Source organism: Pseudomonas frederiksbergensis, from assembly GCF_001874645.1.
Taxonomy (GTDB): Bacteria; Pseudomonadota; Gammaproteobacteria; order Pseudomonadales; family Pseudomonadaceae; genus Aquipseudomonas; species Aquipseudomonas frederiksbergensis_B.
The window spans coordinates 4,648,881-4,670,478 of record NZ_CP017886.1 but is presented as its reverse complement, the minus strand read 5'-3'; the positions used below and the strand labels follow the sequence as shown (position 1 = coordinate 4,670,478).

Here is a 21,598-nt window from a genome sequence, read left to right as displayed (position 1 = left end):
CCGCTATCAGAGAAGACCTCCATGGGTGCCTGGATCAGCAACATTTCGCTGAAATACAAATTCTGGGCGGTCAACGCGGTCGCCTTCGTCACCACCCTGCTGCTGGTGCTGTATGCCGTGCAACTCGAGCAACAAGCGCGCAGCCAGGCTTCACAGCAGTCGGCCGTCGCTCAAGCGCGGCTGCTCAGTGGCTGGCCGGTCGGCCAAGCCTTGCCTGAAGCCGAGCATTTTCTGAGCTTCAGCAACGGCCAGATTCCCACGCTGAACCAACATCCGCTGCCCGAGTTGAGCGACGCCAACGGCTGGGTCGAAATCAATGATATGCCGCTGTTTGGGGAGAACCCGTTGATGGGTGCCGAGGTGCTATCGCGCGCCAACGGCGAGCACATTGCCGTTCTGGCCTATGGCCCGAGTTTGAGCCAGGTGTTCGGCGAACGTTTTGCCAACTACGCAGCGGCCGTGTGCATCCTGATGCTGGCGATGCTCGGCGCCTCGCAACTGCTGATCCGCTTCCTGCTCAGCCAGCTCAACACACTCAAGGACGTGATGCTCCATGTCGAGAAAACCGGCGACTTGGCGGCTCGCGTGCCGCTGTCTGGCACCGATGAGGTTGGCCAGATGGCCAGCGCGTTCAATGCCATGCAGGCCGGCTACCAGCGCGTGGTCAACACTGTGGCCAGTACTGCCCGCCAACTGGATGTCGGCGCGGCGCGTCTGGCCGCCAGCATGAACGACGTACGCCACGGCATGCTCGGTCAACAAAGCGAAACCGATCAGGCCGCCACTGCCATCAATGAGATGTCGGCCACGGTCTACCACATCGCTCAACATGCCGGCGCCACTCGCGACCTCTCACAAACCGCCGACACCCTCGCCGGCAGTGGTCAGGAAGTCGTCAGTCGAGTACAAAAATCCATCGCCGGGCTTTCCAACGGGGTGCAGCAAACCGCCGAGATGATTCAGCGTCTCGCCGAAGACAGCCAGAAAATCAACGGCGTGGTCAGCGTGATCCACAGCATTGCCGAGCAAACCAACCTGCTGGCCCTGAACGCCGCCATCGAAGCCGCGCGCGCCGGGGAAATGGGCCGAGGCTTTGCGGTGGTCGCCGATGAAGTGCGCAATCTGGCCAAGCGTGTCCAGACCTCTACTGACGAAATCACCAGTATGATTTCGGCGCTACAAGCCGGTACACGGGATGCGGTGGACTTCATGCAGGAAAGCTCGTTCAAGGCCGATGACTGCGTGCAACAGGCTCAAGAAGCTGGCGCCGCGCTGGCCGAGATCACCGGTGCAGTGGCGCAGATGCGTGAAAGCAACACGCAGATTGCCGTGGCGGCGGAACAGCAGAGCCAAGTGGCAGAGGAGATGAACCGCGCGGTGGTGAGCATTCGTGACGTCACCGTGAATACCGTGCAGCAGACCGTGGACTCCGCCACCACCAGTAATGAACTGGCGACGCTGGCCGGTGAACTGAGCAAAGCGATCGGACAGCTCAAGCTCTAACGTCAAAAGATCGCAGCCTTCGGCAGCTCCTAGGCGGTATTTGCATTAACCTGTGGAGCTGCCGCACGCTGCGATCTTTTTGCCCATCACACCTATCGCGCCGATAGCCAACCTTGATTCGCCGCCTGCATTTGCCCCACCTATTCTTCAATCATGTGTTCAACACGGATCGAGGATTACCAACATGGGCAAACGTCACCCCAACCTTCCCGCCTGGCAATGGCGGGTATACCCGCAAAACCACCAGCACCCGACCAATCTGGTCGTGCACCTGATTGCCGTGCCGCTGTTCATCGTGGCGTTTCTGCTGATCGTTTCCGGGGTGTTCAGCGTGAGTGTTCTGAACGTGGCCATCGGGGTCGTCGGTCTGCTCGCCGCGCTTGGTTTGCAACGCCACGGTCACAGCCTGGAAGCGCAAGCCGCCGAGACGTTCAGTGATCGCAAAGATGCCGTGTCGCGCTTGCTGGTCTAGCAGTTCCTGACGGTCCCGCGCTTTTTCCTCAGCGGTGGCTGGTGGCGCGCCTGGCGCAAACGCCACCACCGCTAAAGGCCTTACGCGAAAACGGTCACGGTCTGCCGGCTCAACGCAATCAACTGCCCTTCAGCGCTCCACAGCGCGGCGGCTGCATGACCATAACCGTCACGGGCATGTTCGATTTCCACGAGATATTTGCACCAGTCCAACGTGCTCAATGCCTGTAGCGGCTGCACGAATTCGATGGTCCAGGTCAGGGTGCTGCCGGCCGCCGGTTTCTTCAGATGTGGCAACAATGCCGGAGGCCAGGCATCCACCAACGCCAGAATGTGCGCCTCGGTGACCGGCTCTTCTTTGACGTCGCCACGCAAGCGTACCCAGCCGCCCATGTCCCGGGATTTATTACCGGTGAACGGCAAACCGCCGACACTCCAACGCATCGCCAGGTGGCGCATGAACTCGGGCGTCACGCCTTTGATATAAGGCAGTTCCTGGCAGTCATCCCAGTGCTTCATCTCGGGTGCCGGCTCGGCTACCACCTCGACTTCGGAAGGACGCGAAGCGCCAAAGCTGCCCTGTACCAGCGTCACCACCTGGCCATTCTGCAGGGCTCGCCCCAGTACCTGGCTGACCGCTTTGCCTTCGCGCAGCACGTCCACTTCAAAACGGGTGGGTACACCAGGCTCGACCGGGCCGACAAACGTGATCGCCAACGAACGCACCGGGCGATCCGCCGGGACCCTCGCGCGCATGGCTTCATACTGTAAAGCGGCGACCAGACCGCCGAAACTGGCGCGGCCCTGGGCCCATTCCGCCGGAATAGACAGCTCATGCGGCGAACGGCGCACAGCGTCGAGCAAATCGGAAAAGCGCATGGAAACCTCAAGGCAGGGAAAGGACTGAAGGATGTTAACCAGCCAGCAGCGCCTGCACAGCGCCTATTCCGGCCAAAGAGACTGACAGATAGGCCGACTCCTGCGACGAATATCGATCCGTAGCAGCTGTCGAGCCCGCGAGGCTGCGTTAGAGGCGGGCCACGTTCGGACGCAGTCCTCGCCAATCCTGCACACGCGGTTTTCCTGAAAGAACACATTGCCTGATTTTACGACCGCTGCGCGCTCGAACGCAGGCTTCGCCAGCTGCTACGAAAGGCAATTCGCGTCAGGGTTTGAAACAGGCGGAGCTGAGTTTGTCGAGAACGCGATCGGCGCGACCTTCAGCCTGGGACATGGTGGCCTGCCAGACCGCCACGCAAGACAGCAAATCGGACTCGTGCTCGGCACGGGCCAGCCATTGCCAGCAATCGTGCCAATCGCCGAGGGCTTCTTGTGCCGACTTGAGGCGTGGCATCGCGGCTTCGGGCAGACGATCCAGTTCGGGATAGGCCTCGATCGCATAGCGCACGCGCTTGATCAACAGCCGCAGGCGATGACGGTCATGCGCGGGATCGTGCAAAGCCACATCCAGCGCTTTCCATTGCTTGGCCAGACGTTTCTCGATGCGCGCACGCAAGCCCTTGAGCAAGCCCTGATACTGGGAAGCGCGCAGAAAGCGCGGAAAAGCATCGAGGATCATCAACAGCTGTGCCAGTTCCGGGCTGCCAGCCACGGCCGGATAGGCCTGTGCCATTTGCACCCGCCGACGCTTGGCTGCGTCCGTTTGACCGTGCGCCAGCAAGTGTGCCGCCAATACCTCACGGTCGCGTAACGGCGTGGTCAGGCTGCCGACGCCCGCCGCTGCCGCTTCGAGCTGCTCGACACCGGGCAAACCGCGCAATGGCCGCAGCAGGCTGCGCAGACGGCGAACCGTCGTGCGCAAGTCATGCAGCGCTTCGGAGTCGGTGCTGGCGTGCAGGCGCGCCTGACAAGCCAGCAAACGCACTTCCAGCCCCAACACCTGAGCCACCAACCGATCCACCAACGCAGACATTGCTTTCTCCCAAGTCGATTACCAACATCAGATCGCAAGCTTAGCTGGTGGTAAAACCGGGTGCCTGCATTGCTCTATATCATTGTCGGTTCAACGCCCCGCGCGGGATTCGCGAATATAGAAGCGCGCCTTCTCGGCCTTGCTGGCACAGCCCTCATAGGCTTCGAACTGCTGCTGGGTTTTGGCCCCGGTCAACAACGACAATGCCTTGGAATAACTCACGGTGCCGGCGAAACCTTCAGCCTTGGCAATGTCCAGCTCATGCCAGGCAGCGTCCAGCTGACTACCGCAACTGTCGCGGTAGGCGGTTTTACCTGCGCAACCGGCCAGTACTAACGCGATCAATGGCAGACAGATCCAGGCTTTCATCAATGACTCCTCAAGGGTTAAAAACAATCGTATTGGGTAAGACGGCCAACACCACAAAAAGTGCCTCAGCCCATCCATGGAAACTATAGCGTCCGCGAGAATACCCATCTGCCGTCATTGAGTGTCGAAAAAACAACGCTCACAACTTCGCGCTGAGTCAGCATGATTGAAGCTCGCCCCTCATTGGGTGCATTGTTGATGCCTGTTTGATGAAGGGGCGAGTCATGAAAAAGCGTGTCGCATTGGTGCTGGGCTCAGGTGGAGCCCGGGGCTACGCCCATATCGGGGTCATCGAAGAAATCGAACGGCGCGGTTATGACATCGCCTGTATCGCCGGTTGCTCCATGGGCGCCGTGGTCGGCGGCATCTACGCCGCCGGCAAACTCAACGATTACCGCGACTGGATCGAGAGCCTGGACTATCTCGATGTACTGCGTCTGGTGGACGTGAGTTTTCGTCTCGGGGCGATACGCGGCGAGAAAGTCTTCGGGCAGATCCGCAAGATCGTTGGCGAGATCAACATCGAAGACCTGCGCATCCCCTACACTGCCGTCGCCACCGACCTGACCAACCAGCAGGAAATCTGGTTCCAGGAAGGCTGCCTGCATCAGGCGATGCGCGCCTCGGCGGCAATTCCAAGTTTGTTCACCCCGGTGATGCAAGGCAATCGCATGCTGGTCGACGGCGGCCTGCTCAATCCTTTGCCGATTGTCCCGGTGGTATCGAGCCATTGCGACCTGATCATCGCGGTCAACCTCAACTCGACCAACCAGCGGCACTATCAGTTGCCAGTGATCCAGCGCCCTGCCGCATTCAAAAGCCGCTTCGACAGCCTGATCAACTCCCTCGGCTCGCGCCTGCCGTTCCGCCGTAAACAGGCCGAACAATTACTGCTCCTGGAGCAGGAAGCGCTGCGCAATGGAGCCGCTGAAATCAACCCCTGGATCGAACCCGCAGAGCCTCAAGCGCAACAGCCCGCTGCGGCCCCGGAAGGTGACGGCGCACCGAAATCCGCCACTGGCTCATTCATTATCGACAACGTTGGCCCGGCCTCTTTGCTGGATTTGATCAACCAGAGTTTCGAGGTGATGCAGACGTCATTGGCGCAGTACAAGATCGCCGGTTACCCACCGGACATTCTGATCAACGTACCAAAACGGGTTTGCCGGTTTTTCGAGTTCTACAAGGCGCCGGAGCTGATCGCGCTGGGACGGGAGATTGCCCGGGATACGCTGGATCGGTATGAAAATGAGCGCGACTGAAAAGCAAAAGATCGCAGTCTTCGGCAGCTCCTACGCAGAGGTGCACCCGCGATATTGCGGGTGTACCTCGACCTCGTAGGAGCTGGCGAAGGTTCGGGCCGCGTTCGGACGATCTTTAGCGGAACGACACCTAACCCAAAGATTCAAGCAACCGATACCCCACCCCCGCCTCGGTCAGGATAAATCTCGGCCGGGTCGGGTCATCCGCCAGTTTCTGACGCAGATGCCCGACCACAATCCGCAGGTAATGGCTGTCTTCGGTGTGGGTAGGGCCCCAGATATCCTTGAGCAGTTGCTGTTGGGTGATGACCCGTCCGGCGTGGCGCGCCAATTGCGCCAGCACCGAGTACTCCTTGCGGGTCAGCGACACTTCGGCACCGTCCAGCAAGACCCGCCGGTACGCCAGATCGACCGTCAACGGACCGAACTTGAGCGCCGCTTCCTGGACTTCACCCGCTGGAGCCTGCCGCAACAAGGCGCGGATCCGCGCCAGAAACTCCTGAATGCCGAACGGCTTGGTCACGTAGTCGTTGGCACCGCCATCCAGCGCTTCGACTTTCTGCCCTTCGCTGGCGCGCACTGACAGGACCAGCACCGGCACTGTCGACCATTCACGGAATTCGCGCAGCACCTGCTGGCCATCCATGTCGGGTAGGCCAAGGTCGAGAACCAGCAAATCCGGTTTGTTCAGCGCGGCCTGGGCCAGGCCTTCGGTGCCGGTACCGGCTTCAAGCACTTTGTAACCCTGGGAGGCCAGGCTGATGCGCAGGAATTTGCGGATCTGCGGCTCATCGTCAATGACCAAAATGGTCGCGGTCTGGCTCATGGTTTCAAATCAACAAAAAGAGGTGGCAAGAGAGTAGCGCACGCAGCCTCAGGCTTCACTTTCAAACCCCGGTTGTTCCTGCAATGGCAAATGAATGGTGATGCAGGTGCCGCGCCCTCCGATACCGTCAGCGACACTGATCCGCCCGCCATGGGCGCCGACCATACCCTGGCAGATCGCCAGCCCCAGCCCGGTGCCCTGCCCGCCCCGATCACCACGGGCGGCGGTGTAGAACATGTCGAAGATCTTCGCGCGTTCCTCTTCGGGAATGCCCGGGCCCTCGTCACTCACGGAAAAAAACAGCTCGCTGTCAGTCACCCCAGCACCCAGTTGCAAACGGCCATGAACTGGCGAAAAGCGTGCAGCGTTTTCCAGCACATTCACCAGCGCCTGCTCGATCAATGCTGCGTGCACATAGAGTAACGGCAACTCGCTCGGCACATCGGTGCTGACCTGCAACGGTGCCAGCACTGCGCGCAAACGGTTGAGCGAACTGCCGACGATATCCGCCGGCGACACCCAATCGCGCGCCAGCTTCAGCGCGCCGTGGCCCAGGCGTGTCATGTCCAGCAGGTTCTGAATATAGCGGTCGAGCCGTTCGGCCTCATCACGAGTACCTTCAAGCAACTCACGGCGATCCTCCAGCGGGATCGCCTCGCCCAGCGCCAGCAAGCTGTCGATGCTGCCGCGCATGGACGTCAGCGGTGTGCGCAAATCATGGGACACCGAAGCCAGTAAAGCACTGCGCAATTGTTCGGTTTCACCGTGCAGGCGCGCGGCCTCAAGGTCGTCGGCCAACTGCGCACGGGCCAGCGCTTGAGCCAGTGGCTGACTTAATGCGGTCAGCAATCGCCGACGCTGGCCACTGAGCTGCTCGCCCTCTTTCGGGCAAACGCCCAGCAAGCCCAACGGCCCGTCGTCAACCGATAACGGCCACCACCACCAGCGGCCGAACGGTAATGTGCCGGTGCCCATGCCGGCCGGTTGATCGTGCTGCCAGGCCCAATCGGCGGCAGCGCGCTCGGCTTCGGAAAACTGCAGCGAGCCACCGGTTTCGACCTTCCAGCCGCCCTGCCCGTCACGGTTAACCAGACACAATTGCAGGTCGTTCCAGCCGACCAGATGTGTCGCCGCCGCGCTGATCACCGCTTGCCGGTCGGTGGCGGCGGTGAGTTTACGCGACAGGTCGAGCAGTTCGCTGGTCTCTTGCTGAGTGTCGCGCAAGGCTTCCAACTGTCGCCGCTGACGCGCTGCGAGATTGCCGGTGAGCGCAGCCATCAGCAGGAAGAACAACAGCGTCAACACGTCTTCTTCACGCTGAATCGCAAAGGAGAAGGTCGGCGGGATGAACAGGAAATCGTAGGTCAGAAACGACAACGCCGCACACGCCAGCGCCGGCCCGAGGCTGCTGCGCACCGCCACCAGCAACACCGCCGCGAGGAACACCAGCGAGATATTCGGCAGCGGTAAAACACTCGACACCGCCCAGGCCAACGCGCTGGCCAGCACCGTTGCCAACAGCGCCAGCGCATAGTCGAACCAGACCAACGCCTGCACTGAACGCTGACGCGGTTGATGCTGTTGTTCATCGCTGTCGAGAACGTTGATTTCCAGGCCTCGGGCATTGCGCAACAAGCGTGACGCCAACCCACCGCCGAACAGCCGACGGCGCAAACGCTGACGCGACTGACCGACCAGCACCAGGCTGGCACGACGTTCGGTAGCGTGTTGAATCAGGGTTTTCGCCACTTCGCCAGCGCGCAGCAGCACCACTTCGCCGCCCAGCCGTTCAGCCAATTGCTGAGCGCTTTGCAGACGCAAACGCGATTGCTCGTCGCACGCACTGCCGTTGTCCACATGCACCAGACTCCACGGCAAATGCCGACGCTGCGCGACCCGACTGGCATGACGTACCAGACGCTCGGCCTGGGCATCGCCATCGACTCCCACCAGCAAGCGGCCGCGCACGGCTGGCGCCGCTTGGCCCAACTGTCGATAGCCGCGACTCAGGTCATCATCGACCTGCGCCGCCGCGGTTTGCATCGCCAGCTCGCGCAGTGCAGTGAGGTTGGTTTGGGTGAAAAACGCATCGATCGCCGCTCGCGCCTGCTCCGGCACATAAACCTTACCGTCACGCAGCCGCTCGAGCAGCTCGCGCGGTGGCAGGTCGATCAACAGCAGTTCGTAGGCTTCTTGCAGCACCCAGTCGGGCAGGGTTTCGCGCACTTGCACGCCAGTGATGCCGCGCACCTGATCGTTGAGACTTTCCAGATGCTGGACATTGACCGTGGTGAAGACGTCGATGCCCGCTGACAACAACTCCTGAATGTCCTGCCAGCGCTTCGCGTGGCGGCTGCCGGGCGCATTGCTGTGAGCCAGCTCATCGACCAGCACCAGTTTTGGCTTGGCCTTGAGCAAACCGTCGAGGTCCATTTCCTCGAGCATCACGCCACGGTATTCCGAGCGCACCAGCGGTAACTGCGGTAAACCGCCGAGCAATGCTTCGGTTTCCGCCCGACCGTGGGTTTCCACCACCCCGGCGATGACTTTCACGCCTTGGCGCAGCTGGGTGTGGGCAGCTTGCAACATGGCGTAGGTCTTGCCGACGCCAGGAGCGGCGCCGAGAAAAACCTTGAGCCGGCCACGACCATCGCGGGGTAAATCAGCTAACAATGCGTCGGCGCGGCCGGAGTCGCTCATTGATTTCTCGCCTTTCAGATTCGGTTTCTTTGTTGCGGAAAAGATCGCAGCCTGCGCCAGCGCCTACGGTATTCAAGATCCCTCGTAGGAGCTGGCGAAGCCTGCGATCTTTTGATCTACAGCTTTTCCAGCGCGATGTTCAATTCCAGCACATTCACCACCGGCGGGCCCACCAACGGTTGCTCGATGTGCGCGTCCAGCAACTGCTGCAGGGCAGACACCGGCACGTCACGCGCCGCCGCAACCCGCGCCAGTTGATAGGTAATTGCCGCCGGTGGCAAGTGTGGATCGAGGCCGCTGGCAGAGGTGGTCAGCAAGGCCAAGGGAACTGGCCCCTGGCCTGGCACCAGCAGCTTGTTGGCATCGTCGATTACCCGAGTCGCCAGTGCCGGATTGCTCGGTGCCAGGTTACTCGCACTGCTCGAAACAGTCGCAAACGCACCCGCCGAAGGCCGTGGATGGAACCACGCATCACCGACAAAATCCTGGGCAATCAGGGACGAGCCGCGCACCTTGCCATCGGCGTCACGCACCAGACTGCCATTGGCCTGATCGGGGAACGCGACTTGGGCAACACCGGTCACCACCAGTGGATAAGCGACGCCGGTGATCAGGGTCATCAGAACGAGCAGGCTCAGGGCCGGACGGATCATAGTGGACATCATCGAATCCTCAATTCAGGTTGAACGCCGCACCCGCAGGCGCGGCGTGCAGCAGTTACACCAAGTGCAGCGCAGTCAGCAGCATGTCGATCAGCTTGATACCCACGAACGGCACTACGATGCCCCCCACGCCGTAGATCAGCAGGTTGCGGCGCAGCAAGTGCGCAGCGCTCGCGGCCTGGACTCGCACGCCGCGCAGGGCCAACGGGATCAGCGCGACGATGATCAAGGCGTTGAAGACGATGGCCGAGAGAATCGCGCTCTGCGGACTGGTCAGGTGCATGATGTTCAGCACACCCAGTTGCGGGTAGATCGCGGCAAACAGCGCCGGCAGGATCGCGAAGTACTTGGCCACGTCGTTGGCGATGGAAAACGTCGTCAACGCGCCACGGGTCACCAGCAACTCTTTACCGATCTGCACCACGTCCAGCAGCTTGGTCGGGTCGCTGTCGAGGTCGACCATGTTCGCCGCTTCGCGCGCGGCCTGCGTCCCGTCGTTCATTGCCATGCCAACGTCAGCCTGAGCCAGCGCTGGCGCGTCGTTTGCGCCGTCACCGCACATCGCGACCAGACGACCGTCGTTCTGCTCGTGACGAATGCGCGCGAGTTTCTTCTCCGGCGTCGCTTCAGCCAAGACGTCATCGACACCGGCTTCAGCGGCAATCGCCGCAGCGGTCAGCGGGTTGTCGCCGGTCACCATGACGGTGCGAATCCCCAGCTTGCGCAGCTCGGCAAAACGCTCACGAATGCCTGGCTTGACCACGTCCTTAAGGTGGATCGCACCGAGCAACTTGCCCTCGGCACACACCAGCAACGGCGTCCCACCGCTCTGGGCGATCTTGTCGACTTCCCGGGACATCGCCGGCAGCATATCGGCGCGTGTCTGACCGACGAAAGCCAACACCGAATCCACCGCACCTTTGCGATAGACGCGCCCCTGATAGTCAACGCCGGACAAGCGAGTTTCGGCACTGAACGGCACAACGGTCAGTGCCTGCGCAGACGGCTCAGCCTGTGGATAAAGTCCGCGCAGATACTCGACGATCGACTTGCCTTCAGCCGTGTCATCGGCCAGCGAGGCAAACAACGCACCTTCGGCCAGTTCCTTGGCGCTGACGCCAGGTGTTGCGTAGATCGCGGTGCAACGACGGTTACCGAAGGTGATGGTGCCGGTCTTGTCCAGCAGCAACACATGCACGTCGCCCGCCGCTTCCACCGCACGGCCGGATTTGGCGATCACGTTCAGCCGCACCAGACGGTCCATGCCGGCAATACCGATGGCCGACAACAAGCCGCCGATGGTGGTAGGAATCAGCGTCACCAGCAGCGCCACCAGGAACACCAGCGGCAGGTTGCCGTTGGCGAAGTGGGCGAATGGCTGCAAGGTCACGACCACCACCAGGAAGATCATGGTCAGGCCGATCAGCAGAATATCCAGCGCCACTTCGTTCGGGGTTTTCTGGCGCTTGGCGCCTTCAACCAGCGCGATCATGCGGTCCAGTGTCGACTCGCCGGGGTTGGCGGTGATGCGCACCAGCAACCAGTCGGACACCAGTCGAGTGTTGCCGGTGACCGCCGAACGGTCACCGCCGGACTCGCGAATCACCGGTGCGGACTCACCGGTAATCGCCGCTTCGTTGACTGCGGCAATACCTTCGATCACCTCACCGTCACCGGGAATCATCTCCCCGGCTTCGACGCGAACCACATCGCCTTTGCGCAGGCTGACCGCTGGCACTACCTGAAAGCTGCCATCGGCTTTTTTACGCCGAGCGCTCAAGCCTTCGCTACCAGCCTTGAGGCTGTCGGCGCGGGCCTTGCCGCGACCTTCGGCCAGGGCTTCCGCAAAGTTCGCGAACAACACGGTGAACCACAGCCAAAGGGCGATTTGCGCCGCCACAAAAGTGGGTACCGCCGGGTCAGGTATCACGCACAACACGGTGGTGAGAATCGCGGTCAGTTCGACCACCAGCATCACCGGCGAGCGCTTCAGTTGCCGTGGGTCGAGCTTGACGAAGGCTTGCACCAGCGCCGGCCGCCACAGGGCCGAGATCGCGGTTTTCGGTTGCTCGACAGGTTGGGCCGGCACAGCGTGTGGTGCAGTTTTTTTCGATACACGAACGGGCATATTCATCATCAAATCCCTCAGAAGCCCATGCTCAGGTGTTCAGCGATAGGACCCAGCGCCAGGGTCGGCAGGAAAGTCAGGCCACCCACCAGCAAAATGGTCACGGTCAACAAAGTGACAAACAGCGGGCCATGGGTCGGGAAGCTGTTCTGGCCAATCGGTGCGGTTTTCTTCATTGCCAGGCTGCCGGCCAGGGCCAGTACCGGGAGGATGTAACCGAAGCGCCCGATCAACATGCCCAGGCCCAGCATCAGGTTATGAAATGGGGTGTTCGCGTTTAAGCCGCCGAATGCCGAACCGTTGTTGGCGCTGGCGGAGGTGTAGGCGTACAGCAGTTGACTGAAACCGTGGGGGCCGGGGTTGCTGATAGTGCCCGCAGGGCCAGGCAGGCTCGCCGCAATGGCACCCAGCACCAGCACGCCGATCGGCATCACCAGCAAGGTCACCACCAGCAACTGGACTTCCTTGGCTTGCAGTTTCTTGCCGAGGTATTCCGGTGTACGCCCGATCATCAGACCGGCGAGGAACACCGCAATCAGCACGTTGAGCAACATGCCGTAGAGGCCGGCGCCAACGCCGCCGAAGATCACTTCGCCGACCATCATGTTGATGAGCGCGACCATGCCCGTGAGCGGATTGAGACTGTCGTGCATGGCGTTGACCGAGCCGTTGGAGGCCGCGGTGGTGGTCACCGACCAGAGCACGGTCGCGGTGGTGCCGAAGCGTGCTTCCTTGCCTTCCAGCGGGGCCGTCTGTTCGACCGCGATGTTGTTCAGGGTCGGGTTTGGCTGGTACTCAGCCCACAGCGACACCGCACCACCGATCAGGAACAGCGCGAGCATGCAGCCGATGATCGCCCGACTCTGACGCAGGTCCTTGACGTAATGGCCGAAGGTAAACACCAGCGCCACCGGGATCAGAATGATCGACGCCATTTCAAACAGGTTGCTCCAGGCCGTCGGGTTCTCGAACGGGTGCGCCGAGTTGACGCCGAAGAAGCCGCCGCCGTTGGTGCCCAGTTGCTTGATCGCAATCTGGCTGGCCGCAGGACCCAGTGGAATCACTTGATCCACGCCCTGCATCGTCAGCGCATTCACATAGTGCGCGAAGGTTTGCGGCACGCCTTGCCAGACCAGGAACAGTGCCAGCAGCAGGCACAGCGGCAACAGGCCATAGAGGGTGGCGCGGGTCATATCGACCCAGAAGTTGCCCAGGGTTTGTGCCGATTTGCGGCCGATACCGCGACACAAGGCAACCAGAACAGCCAAGCCGGTAGCGGCGCTGACAAAGTTCTGCACGGTGAGGCCGATCATCTGGCTCAGGTAGCTGAGGGACGCTTCACCACTGTAGGACTGCCAGTTGGTATTGGTCATGAAGCTGACGGCGGTGTTGAATGCCTGCGTCCACTCCTGCCCCGGCAGGTTTTGCGGGTTGAGTGGCAAGTAGTCCTGGAACAACAAAATCGCGAACAACAGCAAAAAGCCCGCGAGGTTAAACGCGAGCAACGCCAGGGTGTATTTCTGCCAACTCTGTTCGCCCTGTGGGTCGACCCCGGCCACGCGATAACAGCCGCGTTCCACTGGCCCGAGGATCGGCGTCAGCCAGGTGCGCTGGCCTTCCATCACCTTGTAGTAGAACCTTCCCAGGGCCGGTGCCGGAATCAGCACCATGGCGAAGAACGCGAGGATCAGCAAATAGTCATAACTGTGCATAGCCGCTCCTAGTGCTGATCCGCGCGCAACAGCGCAACCAGTAGATAAATGAACAGTCCCACCGCCAACAGCAGGGACACCCCGTCCAGAACGCTCATGGAATTTCTCCGTCGTACGGCGATTGCCGCGTGTGGCGCAATTGTCTACAGGAAGGCTGTAAAGGAACGAGACCGAGGGATTGGGCGCGGCATAAAGAAAGCGTAAAGAGTGGCTTTACGCGGGGGTTACAGGCCGGATTTCAGTGGCGTCAGGAACGGCCCCATCGCGGGCAAGAGCTAGCCCCCCCGCGCCTACGGATTTGAGCCCCCCGCCCCGCGACCGACGCAAAACCTGTGGGAGCAAGGCTTGCCCGCGATGGCGTCATCTCAATCACCGATGCTCTCAACTGGCGCACAAAAAGCGCGCATCCAGCAGCTAACATCCTCGATACGACAGCTTTCTGCGATTTACGACGCACAAAGCCGATATGGCACGCCCACTGCAAATGCCTTCCCCGAGCTTTTCCACACCTCTGCGGGAGAAACGCATGAATACACAACTCAAACCCTCGTTGGGCACCCTGCATTTATGGGGTATCGCGGTCGGGCTGGTGATTTCCGGCGAGTACTTTGGCTGGAGCTACGGCTGGGGCGTGGCCGGGACTCTCGGCTTTCTGGTGACCTCGTTGATGGTCGCGACCATGTACACCTGCTTCATTTTCAGCTTCACCGAACTGACCACGGCCATCCCGCACGCGGGCGGCCCTTTCGCCTACAGTCGCCGCGCCTTCGGTGAAAAAGGTGGGCTGATCGCCGGCCTGGCGACGCTGATCGAGTTCGTCTTCGCTCCGCCGGCCATTGCCTTGGCTATCGGCGCCTACCTGAACGTGCAGTTCCCTGCCCTCGATCCGAAACACGCGGCGGTCGGCGCCTATATCGTGTTCATGGGCCTGAACATCCTCGGCGTGAAACTGGCGGCGACCTTCGAGTTGGTGGTTTGTGTGCTGGCCGTCGTAGAGTTGCTGGTGTTCATGGGCGTGGTCGCCCCGGCGTTCAGCTTCAGCAACTTCGCCCTCAATGGCTGGGCCGGTTCCGATGTGTTCAGCGCACCGGCAATCGCCGGGATGTTCGCGGCGATTCCCTTTGCGATCTGGTTCTTCCTCGCCATCGAAGGCGCGGCCATGGCCGCCGAAGAAGCCAAGGACCCGAAACGGACGATCCCCAAAGCCTACATCAGCGGCATTCTGACCCTGGTGTTGCTGGCCATGGGTGTGATGTTCTTTGCCGGTGGCGTGGGTGACTGGCGGACCCTGGCGAACATCAACGACCCGTTGCCGCAAGCGATGAAAGCCGTGGTCGGTGAAAGCTCCGGCTGGCTGCACATGCTGGTGTGGATTGGCCTGTTCGGGCTGGTGGCGAGCTTCCACGGAATCATCCTTGGTTACTCGCGACAGTTCTTCGCCCTCGCCCGTGCAGGCTACCTGCCGACATACCTGGCCAAACTGTCACGCTTTCAGACACCGCACCGGGCAATCATCGTCGGCGGCCTGATCGGTATCGCGGCAATCTACAGCGACGGCTTGATCAACCTCGGCGGCATGACCCTGACCGCGGCGATGATCACCATGGCGGTATTCGGCGCCATCGTGATGTACATCATGAGCATGCTCAGCCTGTTCAAACTGCGTAAAACCGAACCGAACCTGGAACGTACCTTCCGCGCCCCGGGTTATCCGTTGGTGCCGGCTATTGCCCTGGCATTGGCGGTGGTCTGCCTGGTGGCGATGGCCTGGTTCAACGCACTGATCGGGGCAATCTTCCTCGGTTTCATGGCCGTAGGCTTTGTCTACTTCCTGCTGACTGCCCAGCTGCGGGCCGACGCCCCGGCCGATGCGATGCTGACCGGTCTTTGATAAGGTGCCCCAGGCAGAACAGGCCTAGAATGGAACCACTGCGAAACGCTGTGACTCAAAGTGGATAGGCACGGCGTTGACGCGAAACCATTCGCGTCGAAACCTGCCCTTAAGGAGAGCGCTATGCCCTGGTATGCCTGGTTGATTCTGGTGGTTGCTATCGGATCGATCGTCGGTGGTTTGATGATGCTGCGCGACACCGCAAACAAGGTGGAGCTAACCGATGAGCAACGCAAACGCGTCGCTGAGCGCAACGCGGAGATGGACGCCAAGGACGCTCAGGATCGCTGACGAATCCTTTTGAACGGACATGAGCTGCGATCTTTTGCGCCATCAGGGCGCTGAAAATCAAAAGATCGCAGGCTCCGCCAGCTCACACTTCCCAATCCGCCTTGGCGATGTGCAAGCCGTGCAACCCCTTGTACGCCGCGCGTTCTGGCTGGCTCCAGCCTTCGAGTAGTTCATCTCCCAAACGATAGATTTCTACCCCCAACGGCCGACAGACACTTAACGGGTCCTGCGCATCCGGCCCCCACATCGGCAGCGACAAATCGCCCCCCGGGCAGGTCGACAATGCACACAGCAGATCAATCTCGGCGAAGAACTCCAGGTAGTCGCCCTTCTGCGCCGGGCAGGCCTTCATGAAGTACATATCGTCGTGGTTGAGCCCCGTGCACTGAAAGATGTTCAACACGTCATGCACGTCGAACTCGGTCAAACCGTGCGGTAAAACGGCTCGAGTCAGGTTCGAATGACAGTGGTGATGGAAGTCCTCGCCGGTGAGCATCTTGTTCACATAGGGATCGCAGCGCGTGCCCAGCAGATCGTGCAAACGTCCGCCATGTTCATCGATACCGTAATGGGCCAGGCTGTCGTCGGTGATGGTCACCAGCGGCCGCAGAAAGGGCAAGTTCGACCAGAGTCGGTCATGGGTGCTGACATGAGCGCCCTGCAATTGCCGGGTCCTTGCAGCCCACAGTCGCTCGCGTGGGTCGTTGGCATTCCAGACGTTGAAATCCCCCACTTGCGGGCCCACCGGTGTGGTCACGCGGAACACATGCCCCGCCGGCACATGCCAGGCGCGTCCGGTGCGGATCGGCACTTCGAATTGTTCGATCAACGTGCGGCCGGCCGGTGTATCGCGGATCCGCTCGTAGAAAGCTTTATCGACCAGCAACGCCGAGCCCTTACTGACCTGATAAGCCGCGGGATAGTCTTTGTACATGGCATGAGTCCTCGATCAGTGACGGGATGGATGGTTGAACAACTCGAGCAGTTGCTCGAGATAATCGCTCAACGCTTCGTACGCGCCGGGCTTGTCGCCGTCTACCAGCAAGTCATGAATGAGCCGGTCGCGCTCAAGCCAGGGCGCCTGGAAGCGGGATTCGTCAGGTGCCGCACTGAACACCAGACGCAGTTGCGCAACGACACTGGTAAAGAACTCATCGAACAGCGGGCTGCGTAACAAACCGACAATGTGTTGATGAAAACGCAGACTGTGGGTGCCGACAGCCCGCCAGTCTTCACGCTCGCGGGCCAGTTGCGAAGCTTCGATGGCTTCGATGGCTTCGATGGCTTCGATGGCTTCGATGGCTTCGATGGCTTCGATCATGTCGTCGGATTGATATTCGCGCAACGGTCGGCTGGCGCTGATGGCCTGTAACTCCAGCGTGCGTCGGACCTGAAACAGGTCGCGCACCTGATCGGCGCCAAGCTGGCGAACCATCACGCCTTTATTTCGGACATAAAGGGTCAGGCCTTCCTGCCCCAAGCGGTGCAGCGCTTCGCGGATGGTATTGCGCGAGGCGTTGTAGGCGATCACCAGATCGCCTTCCACCAACGCCCGGCCCGGCAGCAAACGACCGCCAATGATGTCGGCGCGCAACTCCAGTGTGATGTGGTCAGCCAGAGACAGTCCGCTACTCATACTCATCGCCTCAAGATTGTTCAACAATCGTCAGTCAATGAGTAATCACTATTCATGCCAGTTGTCAGGTGAAGAACGCCCCTACTTGTAGCGCGAAGCCGCAGCACCTTTCGACAGGTTTGGCCCTTCATCAATGAAAAGACTACTACGGCCTCTGCTGACTTCTCGCTCCGACTCGCGCCGTCGCCCTTTCAGGCACAAGGCGAGATCTCCCCAGGTAAGAACGCAATCCTTCACCGCACAGCCGCCGGATTTACGCTGCCTGCCCCTTGACCACAAGAGCTTCGCGGTTTTATGCCCGCTCGCCCTGGTCGGCTTCGCCTTGTATCCGATTTTTGTACATCGGCTCGCGGTTTCGATTCACGCGTCCTCCCCACACTCGGTCACCCTCATGCAGTTGCGCTTCACTTCGTTCGCTGTGGTCAGCTTACGGCGGGACTTTCACCCACAAGATTGCGCCCATGCTGGGCGCACATAAAAAAGGCCGGTCAATGACCGGCCTCTGCCGCAAGCGTCTACGAATCAGTTCACCTCAAGCTTGTCGCGATTCTTGTCCAGAATCGCCTTGCCGATGCCCTTGACCTCCAATAACTCATCCACCGACGCAAAGGGTCCATTGCTCTCACGATACGCAACAATCGCCTTGGCCTTGGCCTCACCTACCCCGGTGAGTTCTCGCTGCAGTGTCGTTGCATCCGCTGCATTGAGATCGACTTTTGCAACCTCCCCGGACGGTGCAACCTGTACTGCCAATGGCGCGGTTACGGCCTCGACTTTGGTCGCCGGCGCAGCAATAGCGGCAATAGACGCGCTGGTCAGAAGGGCAAAAGCCAGAGAGTAGAAATAGCCTGTACGCATAAGTGACGCTCCATGACATCGATAAGTAAGAAGCAGCTTTTCCAAAGCCACCTCCCAAACCTAGGTCATCCTGTGAGACTGTCAAAAATGTATCAGTTACAGGGTGTGTAACAATCAGGGTTCGAGGCGGCGTTGCTGGTAGATCCAGTCGACAATCTCGCCATCCGGAGTGTAACCACTGACGGTATCACGCAGGAGTTGGCGAACCCGCGAATAATCATCCCGCTCAATCGCAGACAGCAACTCCGTCAGCTTGCCCTCGAGCACTTCCCAGGGCAACAAGTCTTCATTGGCCGTCATGATCATCGGGTGCTGGGTGGCTGCTACGTTGTCACCGATCAGCAACTCTTCGTAGAGCTTTTCACCGGGGCGCAGCCCAGTAAATTCGATCGCGATGTCACCGTGAGGATTTTTGTCCGAACGGACACTCAAACCCGACAGGTGAATCATCTTCTCGGCCAGCTCGACAATCTTCACCGGCTCGCCCATGTCCAGCACAAACACATCACCGCCCTGCCCCATCGAGCCGGCCTGAATGACCAACTGCGCGGCCTCGGGGATGGTCATGAAGTAACGGGTGATCTTCGGATGCGTGACCGTTAGCGGGCCGCCCGACTTGATCTGCTTATGGAACAGCGGAATCACCGAACCGGAAGACCCAAGCACATTGCCGAATCGCACCATGGTGAATCGGGTTTTATTGACCCGGGACACGTTGGTCTTGTCGCCAAACATCACCGGCGCCAGCTCCCGGCTCAACGCCTGCAACGTCATTTCAGCCAGTCGTTTGGTACTGCCCATGACATTCGCGGGGCGAACAGCCTTGTCGGTCGAAATCAGCACAAAGTTTGCCACACCGGCCTGCAGGGCGGCCTGCGCGGTATTCAGCGTGCCAATCACATTGTTCAGTACACCTTCGGCAATATTGTGCTCGACCATCGGCACGTGCTTGTAAGCCGCTGCGTGATAGACCGTATCCACATGCCAGGTTTTCATCACATCCAGCAGCTTGTCCTGGTTGCGCACCGAACCGAGGATCGGCAACAGGCGAACCGATAGCGACTCACGGGCAATACGCTGCTCAAGTTCCGACAGAATGCTGTAAAGATTGAACTCACTGTGCTCGAACAACAACAGCGTAGTCGGCTGCAACGCCAGGATCTGGCGACAAAGCTCAGAACCGATGGAACCGCCCGCCCCCGTGACCAGAACCGACTGATCCTTAATGCAATGCTCGAGCAAATCGCCCTGCGCCGGCACCGCATCGCGGCCAAGCAGGTCCGCGATGTCGACTTCCTGAATGTCATCCACCTTGACCCGGCCACTGGCCAGGTCCATGAAACCGGGCACACTGCGAACGTGCAGTGGAAAACCTTCCAGGAAGCCCAGAATCTCACGGCGACGCCCGCGATTGGCCGAAGGAATCGCCAGCAGGATTTCCTGAGCGCCGGTGGCCTCGATCATGCGTTGAATGTGCTTGGACTTGTACACCTGCAAACCGGAAATCACCCGATCGACAATGCTCTTGTCATCATCAATAAATGCTACCGGGCGCATGACCCGGCCCATGCGCAAGGCGGCAACCAGCTGGTTACCGGCGGCACCCGCCCCATAGATGGCAACGCGGGGCAACCCATTATCACGATTGGTGAAAGGAACGTGCTGCGCGGCGGTAAACCAGTCGCCCAGAAAATACTGGCGCATGGCCAGGCGCAGCCCGCCCACCATGATCAGGCTTAACCACCAGTAGTTAAAAATGATCGAGCGAGGCACGACGTTCTGATGATTGCTGTACCAGTACACCACCACCCCGAGAATCAGCGCCGAAAGGCTGACAGCCTTGACAATCGCAATCAGGGCATCGTTGCCGAAGTAGCGCATCACCGCCCGGTACATACCAAAGCGGATAAAAAGAGGGATAGCGATAACCGGAGCAGCTATAAATAACCAAAAGTGTTGAGTAAATGGATTTCTCATTTCGTCGATGCCCAGGCGGACGACGAATGCCATCCACAAGGCTAGCCAAACCAGCAAGAAGTCTGTGATGACTTGCAGAATACGCTTGCGTCGACGTGGCAGGCTTAACAAATATGCTCGTATCTGATCCATAATCCCGTCGCTCACCTTTTGTCATCTACAGAACAAAACCGCCTTGATAAAAATTAAATTCGTGCGTGACTCTCCAGCTCTCCAGCACGAAACTTCACCGCTAAAATCACCAAGGGAACATACGCTATAACCAAACCGATCAAACCATCCAGACCCAGCAACTCAACATACAAAGCAACCGGTAATAACCAAAAGACATTAATCACCAACACTGCCAATGTAACGATCGAATGCGTACCCAATTGACGTGATGCGCACTGGTACGCATGACTGCGGTGCGCTTCATAGATCCTCGCACCCTGCAAAAATCGCCTTATCAACGTAAACGTCGCATCCACGACGAAAACCCCGATCAGAATCAACCACACCCATAACAGACTCGTGCTGTGCCAAGCCGCCTGAAGCGAAAATACGCCTAATACCATGCCTAGAAAACCACTTCCTGCATCGCCCATGAAAATCCGCGCAGGCGGAAAATTCCAGTACAGAAAGCCCAAAACTGACATTGCCAGCAGCAGCGGAGCCCATATTAGAGACTCGTTTCCGGAAATCCAGTAAACCAGGCAGGCGCCAAGGCAAACCGACACAGCTTCGATACCGGCAATCCCATCGATGCCGTCCATGAAGTTGTACAAGTTCAGCATCCATACCAGGTACATCGCTGCTAATACGTTCCCCAACCACCCCAGATTCAGTGAAATACCGAATATATTCAGCGGCGGCATTCCATTGAACCAGCAGAGAACCCAGACAGCGCCTGCAAAATGCCCAAGCAAGCGCCAGCGAACAGCTATATGACTATGGTCATCGACAAAACCTATTATCGCGATACCGCCACCCGCCCCCAGCAAAGTCCAGACAAGCTCCCAGCTCACAACACCAAACCAGCCAAGAACGGGCAGTACCGCAAGAAAACTCAAAACAATGGCTACGCCACCACTGCGAGGTGTAGGCCTCGAATGCGAGCTACGAGCATTCGGGATGTCCATCAGACTGCCGCGCAGCGCATAACGACGCAGGGCGCCGGTCAAGACCAGGGAAACACCCACTACAACTGGCAACGACAACCAGAGACTCATCGAGCAAAGGCATCCATTAACGATAAACGAGGATAGAAAGCCTCAGTCATCTGTGACTTAAGCGTTTGAACTCTATAAGCCTTTACCAGCAATACAGTTTTCCGGCAATCAAAGGATGAATCGTCGTATTCAAAATAACGAAAAAAGGCCGAAATGCACGCTCATCCA

The 21,598-nt window shown here is 59.6% G+C and carries 18 protein-coding genes and 1 pseudogene; 5 read left to right on the top strand and 14 right to left on the bottom strand.

The genetic code is table 11. The features are described 5' to 3' along the window. Window positions 1-21 precede the first annotated feature (21 nt). Together BLL42_RS22430 and BLL42_RS22425 are read left to right on the top strand one after the other, a co-directional pair. Entirely contained in the window at window positions 22-1,503 is a 1,482-nt protein-coding gene (locus BLL42_RS22430) for a methyl-accepting chemotaxis protein (RefSeq protein WP_071554283.1), read from the top strand. A 184-nt stretch (window positions 1,504-1,687) separates the two neighbouring features. Further along, a pseudogene (locus tag BLL42_RS22425) lies at window positions 1,688-2,050 on the top strand (terminase). Between the two features lie 5 nt (window positions 2,051-2,055). Here BLL42_RS22425 and BLL42_RS22420 read toward each other — a convergent pair. The 3 genes from BLL42_RS22420 to BLL42_RS22410 all read right to left on the bottom strand — a co-directional run bounded on the left by BLL42_RS22420 (window position 2,056) and on the right by BLL42_RS22410 (window position 4,276). Beyond that, window positions 2,056-2,853 (bottom strand): acyl-CoA thioesterase, encoded by a 798-nt coding sequence (locus tag BLL42_RS22420; protein ID WP_071554281.1) that lies wholly within the window; start codon window positions 2,851-2,853, stop codon window positions 2,056-2,058. A 286-nt stretch (window positions 2,854-3,139) separates the two neighbouring features. Then, window positions 3,140-3,907 carry a CHAD domain-containing protein gene (locus tag BLL42_RS22415; protein WP_071554279.1) on the bottom strand — a complete coding sequence of 256 codons (768 nt, stop codon included), beginning with the start codon at window positions 3,905-3,907 and terminating at the stop codon, window positions 3,140-3,142. 90 nt (window positions 3,908-3,997) lie between these two features. Then, window positions 3,998-4,276: a hypothetical protein gene (locus BLL42_RS22410; protein WP_071554277.1), complete on the bottom strand. Its 279-nt coding sequence runs from the start codon at window positions 4,274-4,276 to the stop codon at window positions 3,998-4,000. Between the two features lie 224 nt (window positions 4,277-4,500). On the opposite strand from BLL42_RS22410, the gene BLL42_RS22405 reads away from it, so the two are divergent. Further along, window positions 4,501-5,538, top strand: a complete 1,038-nt coding sequence (locus BLL42_RS22405) for a patatin-like phospholipase family protein (RefSeq protein ID WP_071554275.1) — start codon at window positions 4,501-4,503, stop codon at window positions 5,536-5,538. Window positions 5,539-5,668: 130 nt separating this feature from the next. Here BLL42_RS22405 and BLL42_RS22400 read toward each other — a convergent pair whose 3' ends face one another. The 6 genes from BLL42_RS22400 to kdpF all read right to left on the bottom strand — a co-directional run bounded on the left by BLL42_RS22400 (window position 5,669) and on the right by kdpF (window position 13,664). After that, window positions 5,669-6,364, bottom strand: a complete 696-nt coding sequence (locus BLL42_RS22400) for a response regulator (RefSeq protein WP_071554273.1) — start codon at window positions 6,362-6,364, stop codon at window positions 5,669-5,671. 48 nt (window positions 6,365-6,412) lie between these two features. Further along, window positions 6,413-9,064, bottom strand: coding sequence for a DUF4118 domain-containing protein (locus BLL42_RS22395; RefSeq protein ID WP_071554271.1), 2,652 nt, complete (start codon window positions 9,062-9,064; stop codon window positions 6,413-6,415). 116 nt (window positions 9,065-9,180) lie between these two features. Beyond that, window positions 9,181-9,726, bottom strand: coding sequence for a potassium-transporting ATPase subunit KdpC (gene kdpC / locus BLL42_RS22390; RefSeq protein ID WP_071555828.1), 546 nt, complete (start codon window positions 9,724-9,726; stop codon window positions 9,181-9,183). A 55-nt stretch (window positions 9,727-9,781) separates the two neighbouring features. Continuing rightward, on the bottom strand, window positions 9,782-11,860 hold the full coding sequence (gene kdpB, locus BLL42_RS22385) for a potassium-transporting ATPase subunit KdpB (protein WP_071554269.1): 2,079 nt from the start codon (window positions 11,858-11,860) through the stop codon (window positions 9,782-9,784). Window positions 11,861-11,871: 11 nt separating this feature from the next. After that, the gene (gene kdpA / locus BLL42_RS22380) at window positions 11,872-13,566 is read right to left on the bottom strand and encodes a potassium-transporting ATPase subunit KdpA (protein ID WP_071554267.1); all 1,695 of its coding nucleotides are present in this window, start codon (window positions 13,564-13,566) and stop codon (window positions 11,872-11,874) included. 8 nt (window positions 13,567-13,574) lie between these two features. Next, entirely contained in the window at window positions 13,575-13,664 is a 90-nt protein-coding gene (gene kdpF / locus BLL42_RS22375) for a K(+)-transporting ATPase subunit F (RefSeq protein WP_019692955.1), read from the bottom strand. 428 nt (window positions 13,665-14,092) lie between these two features. Here kdpF and eat point away from each other — a divergent pair, with 428 nt between their 5' ends. Both eat and BLL42_RS22365 read left to right on the top strand, forming a co-directional pair. Then, a complete protein-coding gene (gene eat, locus BLL42_RS22370; RefSeq protein ID WP_071554262.1) occupies window positions 14,093-15,457 on the top strand; it encodes an ethanolamine permease in 1,365 nt (454 codons plus the stop codon). A gap of 123 nt (window positions 15,458-15,580) precedes the next feature. Then, the gene (locus BLL42_RS22365) at window positions 15,581-15,748 is read left to right on the top strand and encodes a DUF2897 family protein (protein WP_071554261.1); all 168 of its coding nucleotides are present in this window, start codon (window positions 15,581-15,583) and stop codon (window positions 15,746-15,748) included. A gap of 82 nt (window positions 15,749-15,830) precedes the next feature. Here BLL42_RS22365 and BLL42_RS22360 read toward each other — a convergent pair whose 3' ends face one another. The 5 genes from BLL42_RS22360 to BLL42_RS22335 all read right to left on the bottom strand — a co-directional run bounded on the left by BLL42_RS22360 (window position 15,831) and on the right by BLL42_RS22335 (window position 21,430). Beyond that, window positions 15,831-16,682, bottom strand: coding sequence for an urea carboxylase-associated family protein (locus tag BLL42_RS22360; RefSeq protein ID WP_071554260.1), 852 nt, complete (start codon window positions 16,680-16,682; stop codon window positions 15,831-15,833). A gap of 15 nt (window positions 16,683-16,697) precedes the next feature. Continuing rightward, window positions 16,698-17,384, bottom strand: a complete 687-nt coding sequence (locus BLL42_RS22355) for a GntR family transcriptional regulator (protein ID WP_071554258.1) — start codon at window positions 17,382-17,384, stop codon at window positions 16,698-16,700. 522 nt (window positions 17,385-17,906) lie between these two features. Further along, window positions 17,907-18,242 (bottom strand): ComEA family DNA-binding protein, encoded by a 336-nt coding sequence (locus BLL42_RS22345; RefSeq protein WP_071554256.1) that lies wholly within the window; start codon window positions 18,240-18,242, stop codon window positions 17,907-17,909. Between the two features lie 114 nt (window positions 18,243-18,356). Beyond that, window positions 18,357-20,351 (bottom strand): polysaccharide biosynthesis protein, encoded by a 1,995-nt coding sequence (locus BLL42_RS22340; RefSeq protein ID WP_071554254.1) that lies wholly within the window; start codon window positions 20,349-20,351, stop codon window positions 18,357-18,359. A 53-nt stretch (window positions 20,352-20,404) separates the two neighbouring features. Next, window positions 20,405-21,430 carry an MraY family glycosyltransferase gene (locus tag BLL42_RS22335; protein ID WP_071554252.1) on the bottom strand — a complete coding sequence of 342 codons (1,026 nt, stop codon included), beginning with the start codon at window positions 21,428-21,430 and terminating at the stop codon, window positions 20,405-20,407. Window positions 21,431-21,598: the final 168 nt, after the last annotated feature.

Excerpts from the sequence above, each read along its gene's own strand:
- kdpF (WP_019692955.1), bottom strand. The coding sequence starts at position 13,664 with ATGAGCGTTCTGGACGGGGTGTCCCTGCTGTTGGCGGTGGGACTGTTC.
- eat (WP_071554262.1), top strand. The coding sequence starts at position 14,093 with ATGAATACACAACTCAAACCCTCGTTGGGCACCCTGCATTTATGGGGT.
- BLL42_RS22405 (WP_071554275.1), top strand. The coding sequence starts at position 4,501 with ATGAAAAAGCGTGTCGCATTGGTGCTGGGCTCAGGTGGAGCCCGGGGC.
- BLL42_RS22430 (WP_071554283.1), top strand. The coding sequence starts at position 22 with ATGGGTGCCTGGATCAGCAACATTTCGCTGAAATACAAATTCTGGGCG.
- BLL42_RS22360 (WP_071554260.1), bottom strand. The coding sequence starts at position 16,682 with ATGTACAAAGACTATCCCGCGGCTTATCAGGTCAGTAAGGGCTCGGCG.
- BLL42_RS22400 (WP_071554273.1), bottom strand. The coding sequence starts at position 6,364 with ATGAGCCAGACCGCGACCATTTTGGTCATTGACGATGAGCCGCAGATC.
- BLL42_RS22420 (WP_071554281.1), bottom strand. The coding sequence starts at position 2,853 with ATGCGCTTTTCCGATTTGCTCGACGCTGTGCGCCGTTCGCCGCATGAG.
- kdpC (WP_071555828.1), bottom strand. The coding sequence starts at position 9,726 with ATGTCCACTATGATCCGTCCGGCCCTGAGCCTGCTCGTTCTGATGACC.
- kdpA (WP_071554267.1), bottom strand. The coding sequence starts at position 13,566 with ATGCACAGTTATGACTATTTGCTGATCCTCGCGTTCTTCGCCATGGTG.
- BLL42_RS22415 (WP_071554279.1), bottom strand. The coding sequence starts at position 3,907 with ATGTCTGCGTTGGTGGATCGGTTGGTGGCTCAGGTGTTGGGGCTGGAA.
- BLL42_RS22355 (WP_071554258.1), bottom strand. The coding sequence starts at position 17,384 with ATGAGTAGCGGACTGTCTCTGGCTGACCACATCACACTGGAGTTGCGC.
- BLL42_RS22340 (WP_071554254.1), bottom strand. The coding sequence starts at position 20,351 with ATGGATCAGATACGAGCATATTTGTTAAGCCTGCCACGTCGACGCAAG.
- kdpB (WP_071554269.1), bottom strand. The coding sequence starts at position 11,860 with ATGAATATGCCCGTTCGTGTATCGAAAAAAACTGCACCACACGCTGTG.
- BLL42_RS22335 (WP_071554252.1), bottom strand. The coding sequence starts at position 21,430 with ATGAGTCTCTGGTTGTCGTTGCCAGTTGTAGTGGGTGTTTCCCTGGTC.
- BLL42_RS22395 (WP_071554271.1), bottom strand. The coding sequence starts at position 9,064 with ATGAGCGACTCCGGCCGCGCCGACGCATTGTTAGCTGATTTACCCCGC.
- BLL42_RS22345 (WP_071554256.1), bottom strand. The coding sequence starts at position 18,242 with ATGCGTACAGGCTATTTCTACTCTCTGGCTTTTGCCCTTCTGACCAGC.
- BLL42_RS22365 (WP_071554261.1), top strand. The coding sequence starts at position 15,581 with ATGCCCTGGTATGCCTGGTTGATTCTGGTGGTTGCTATCGGATCGATC.
- BLL42_RS22410 (WP_071554277.1), bottom strand. The coding sequence starts at position 4,276 with ATGAAAGCCTGGATCTGTCTGCCATTGATCGCGTTAGTACTGGCCGGT.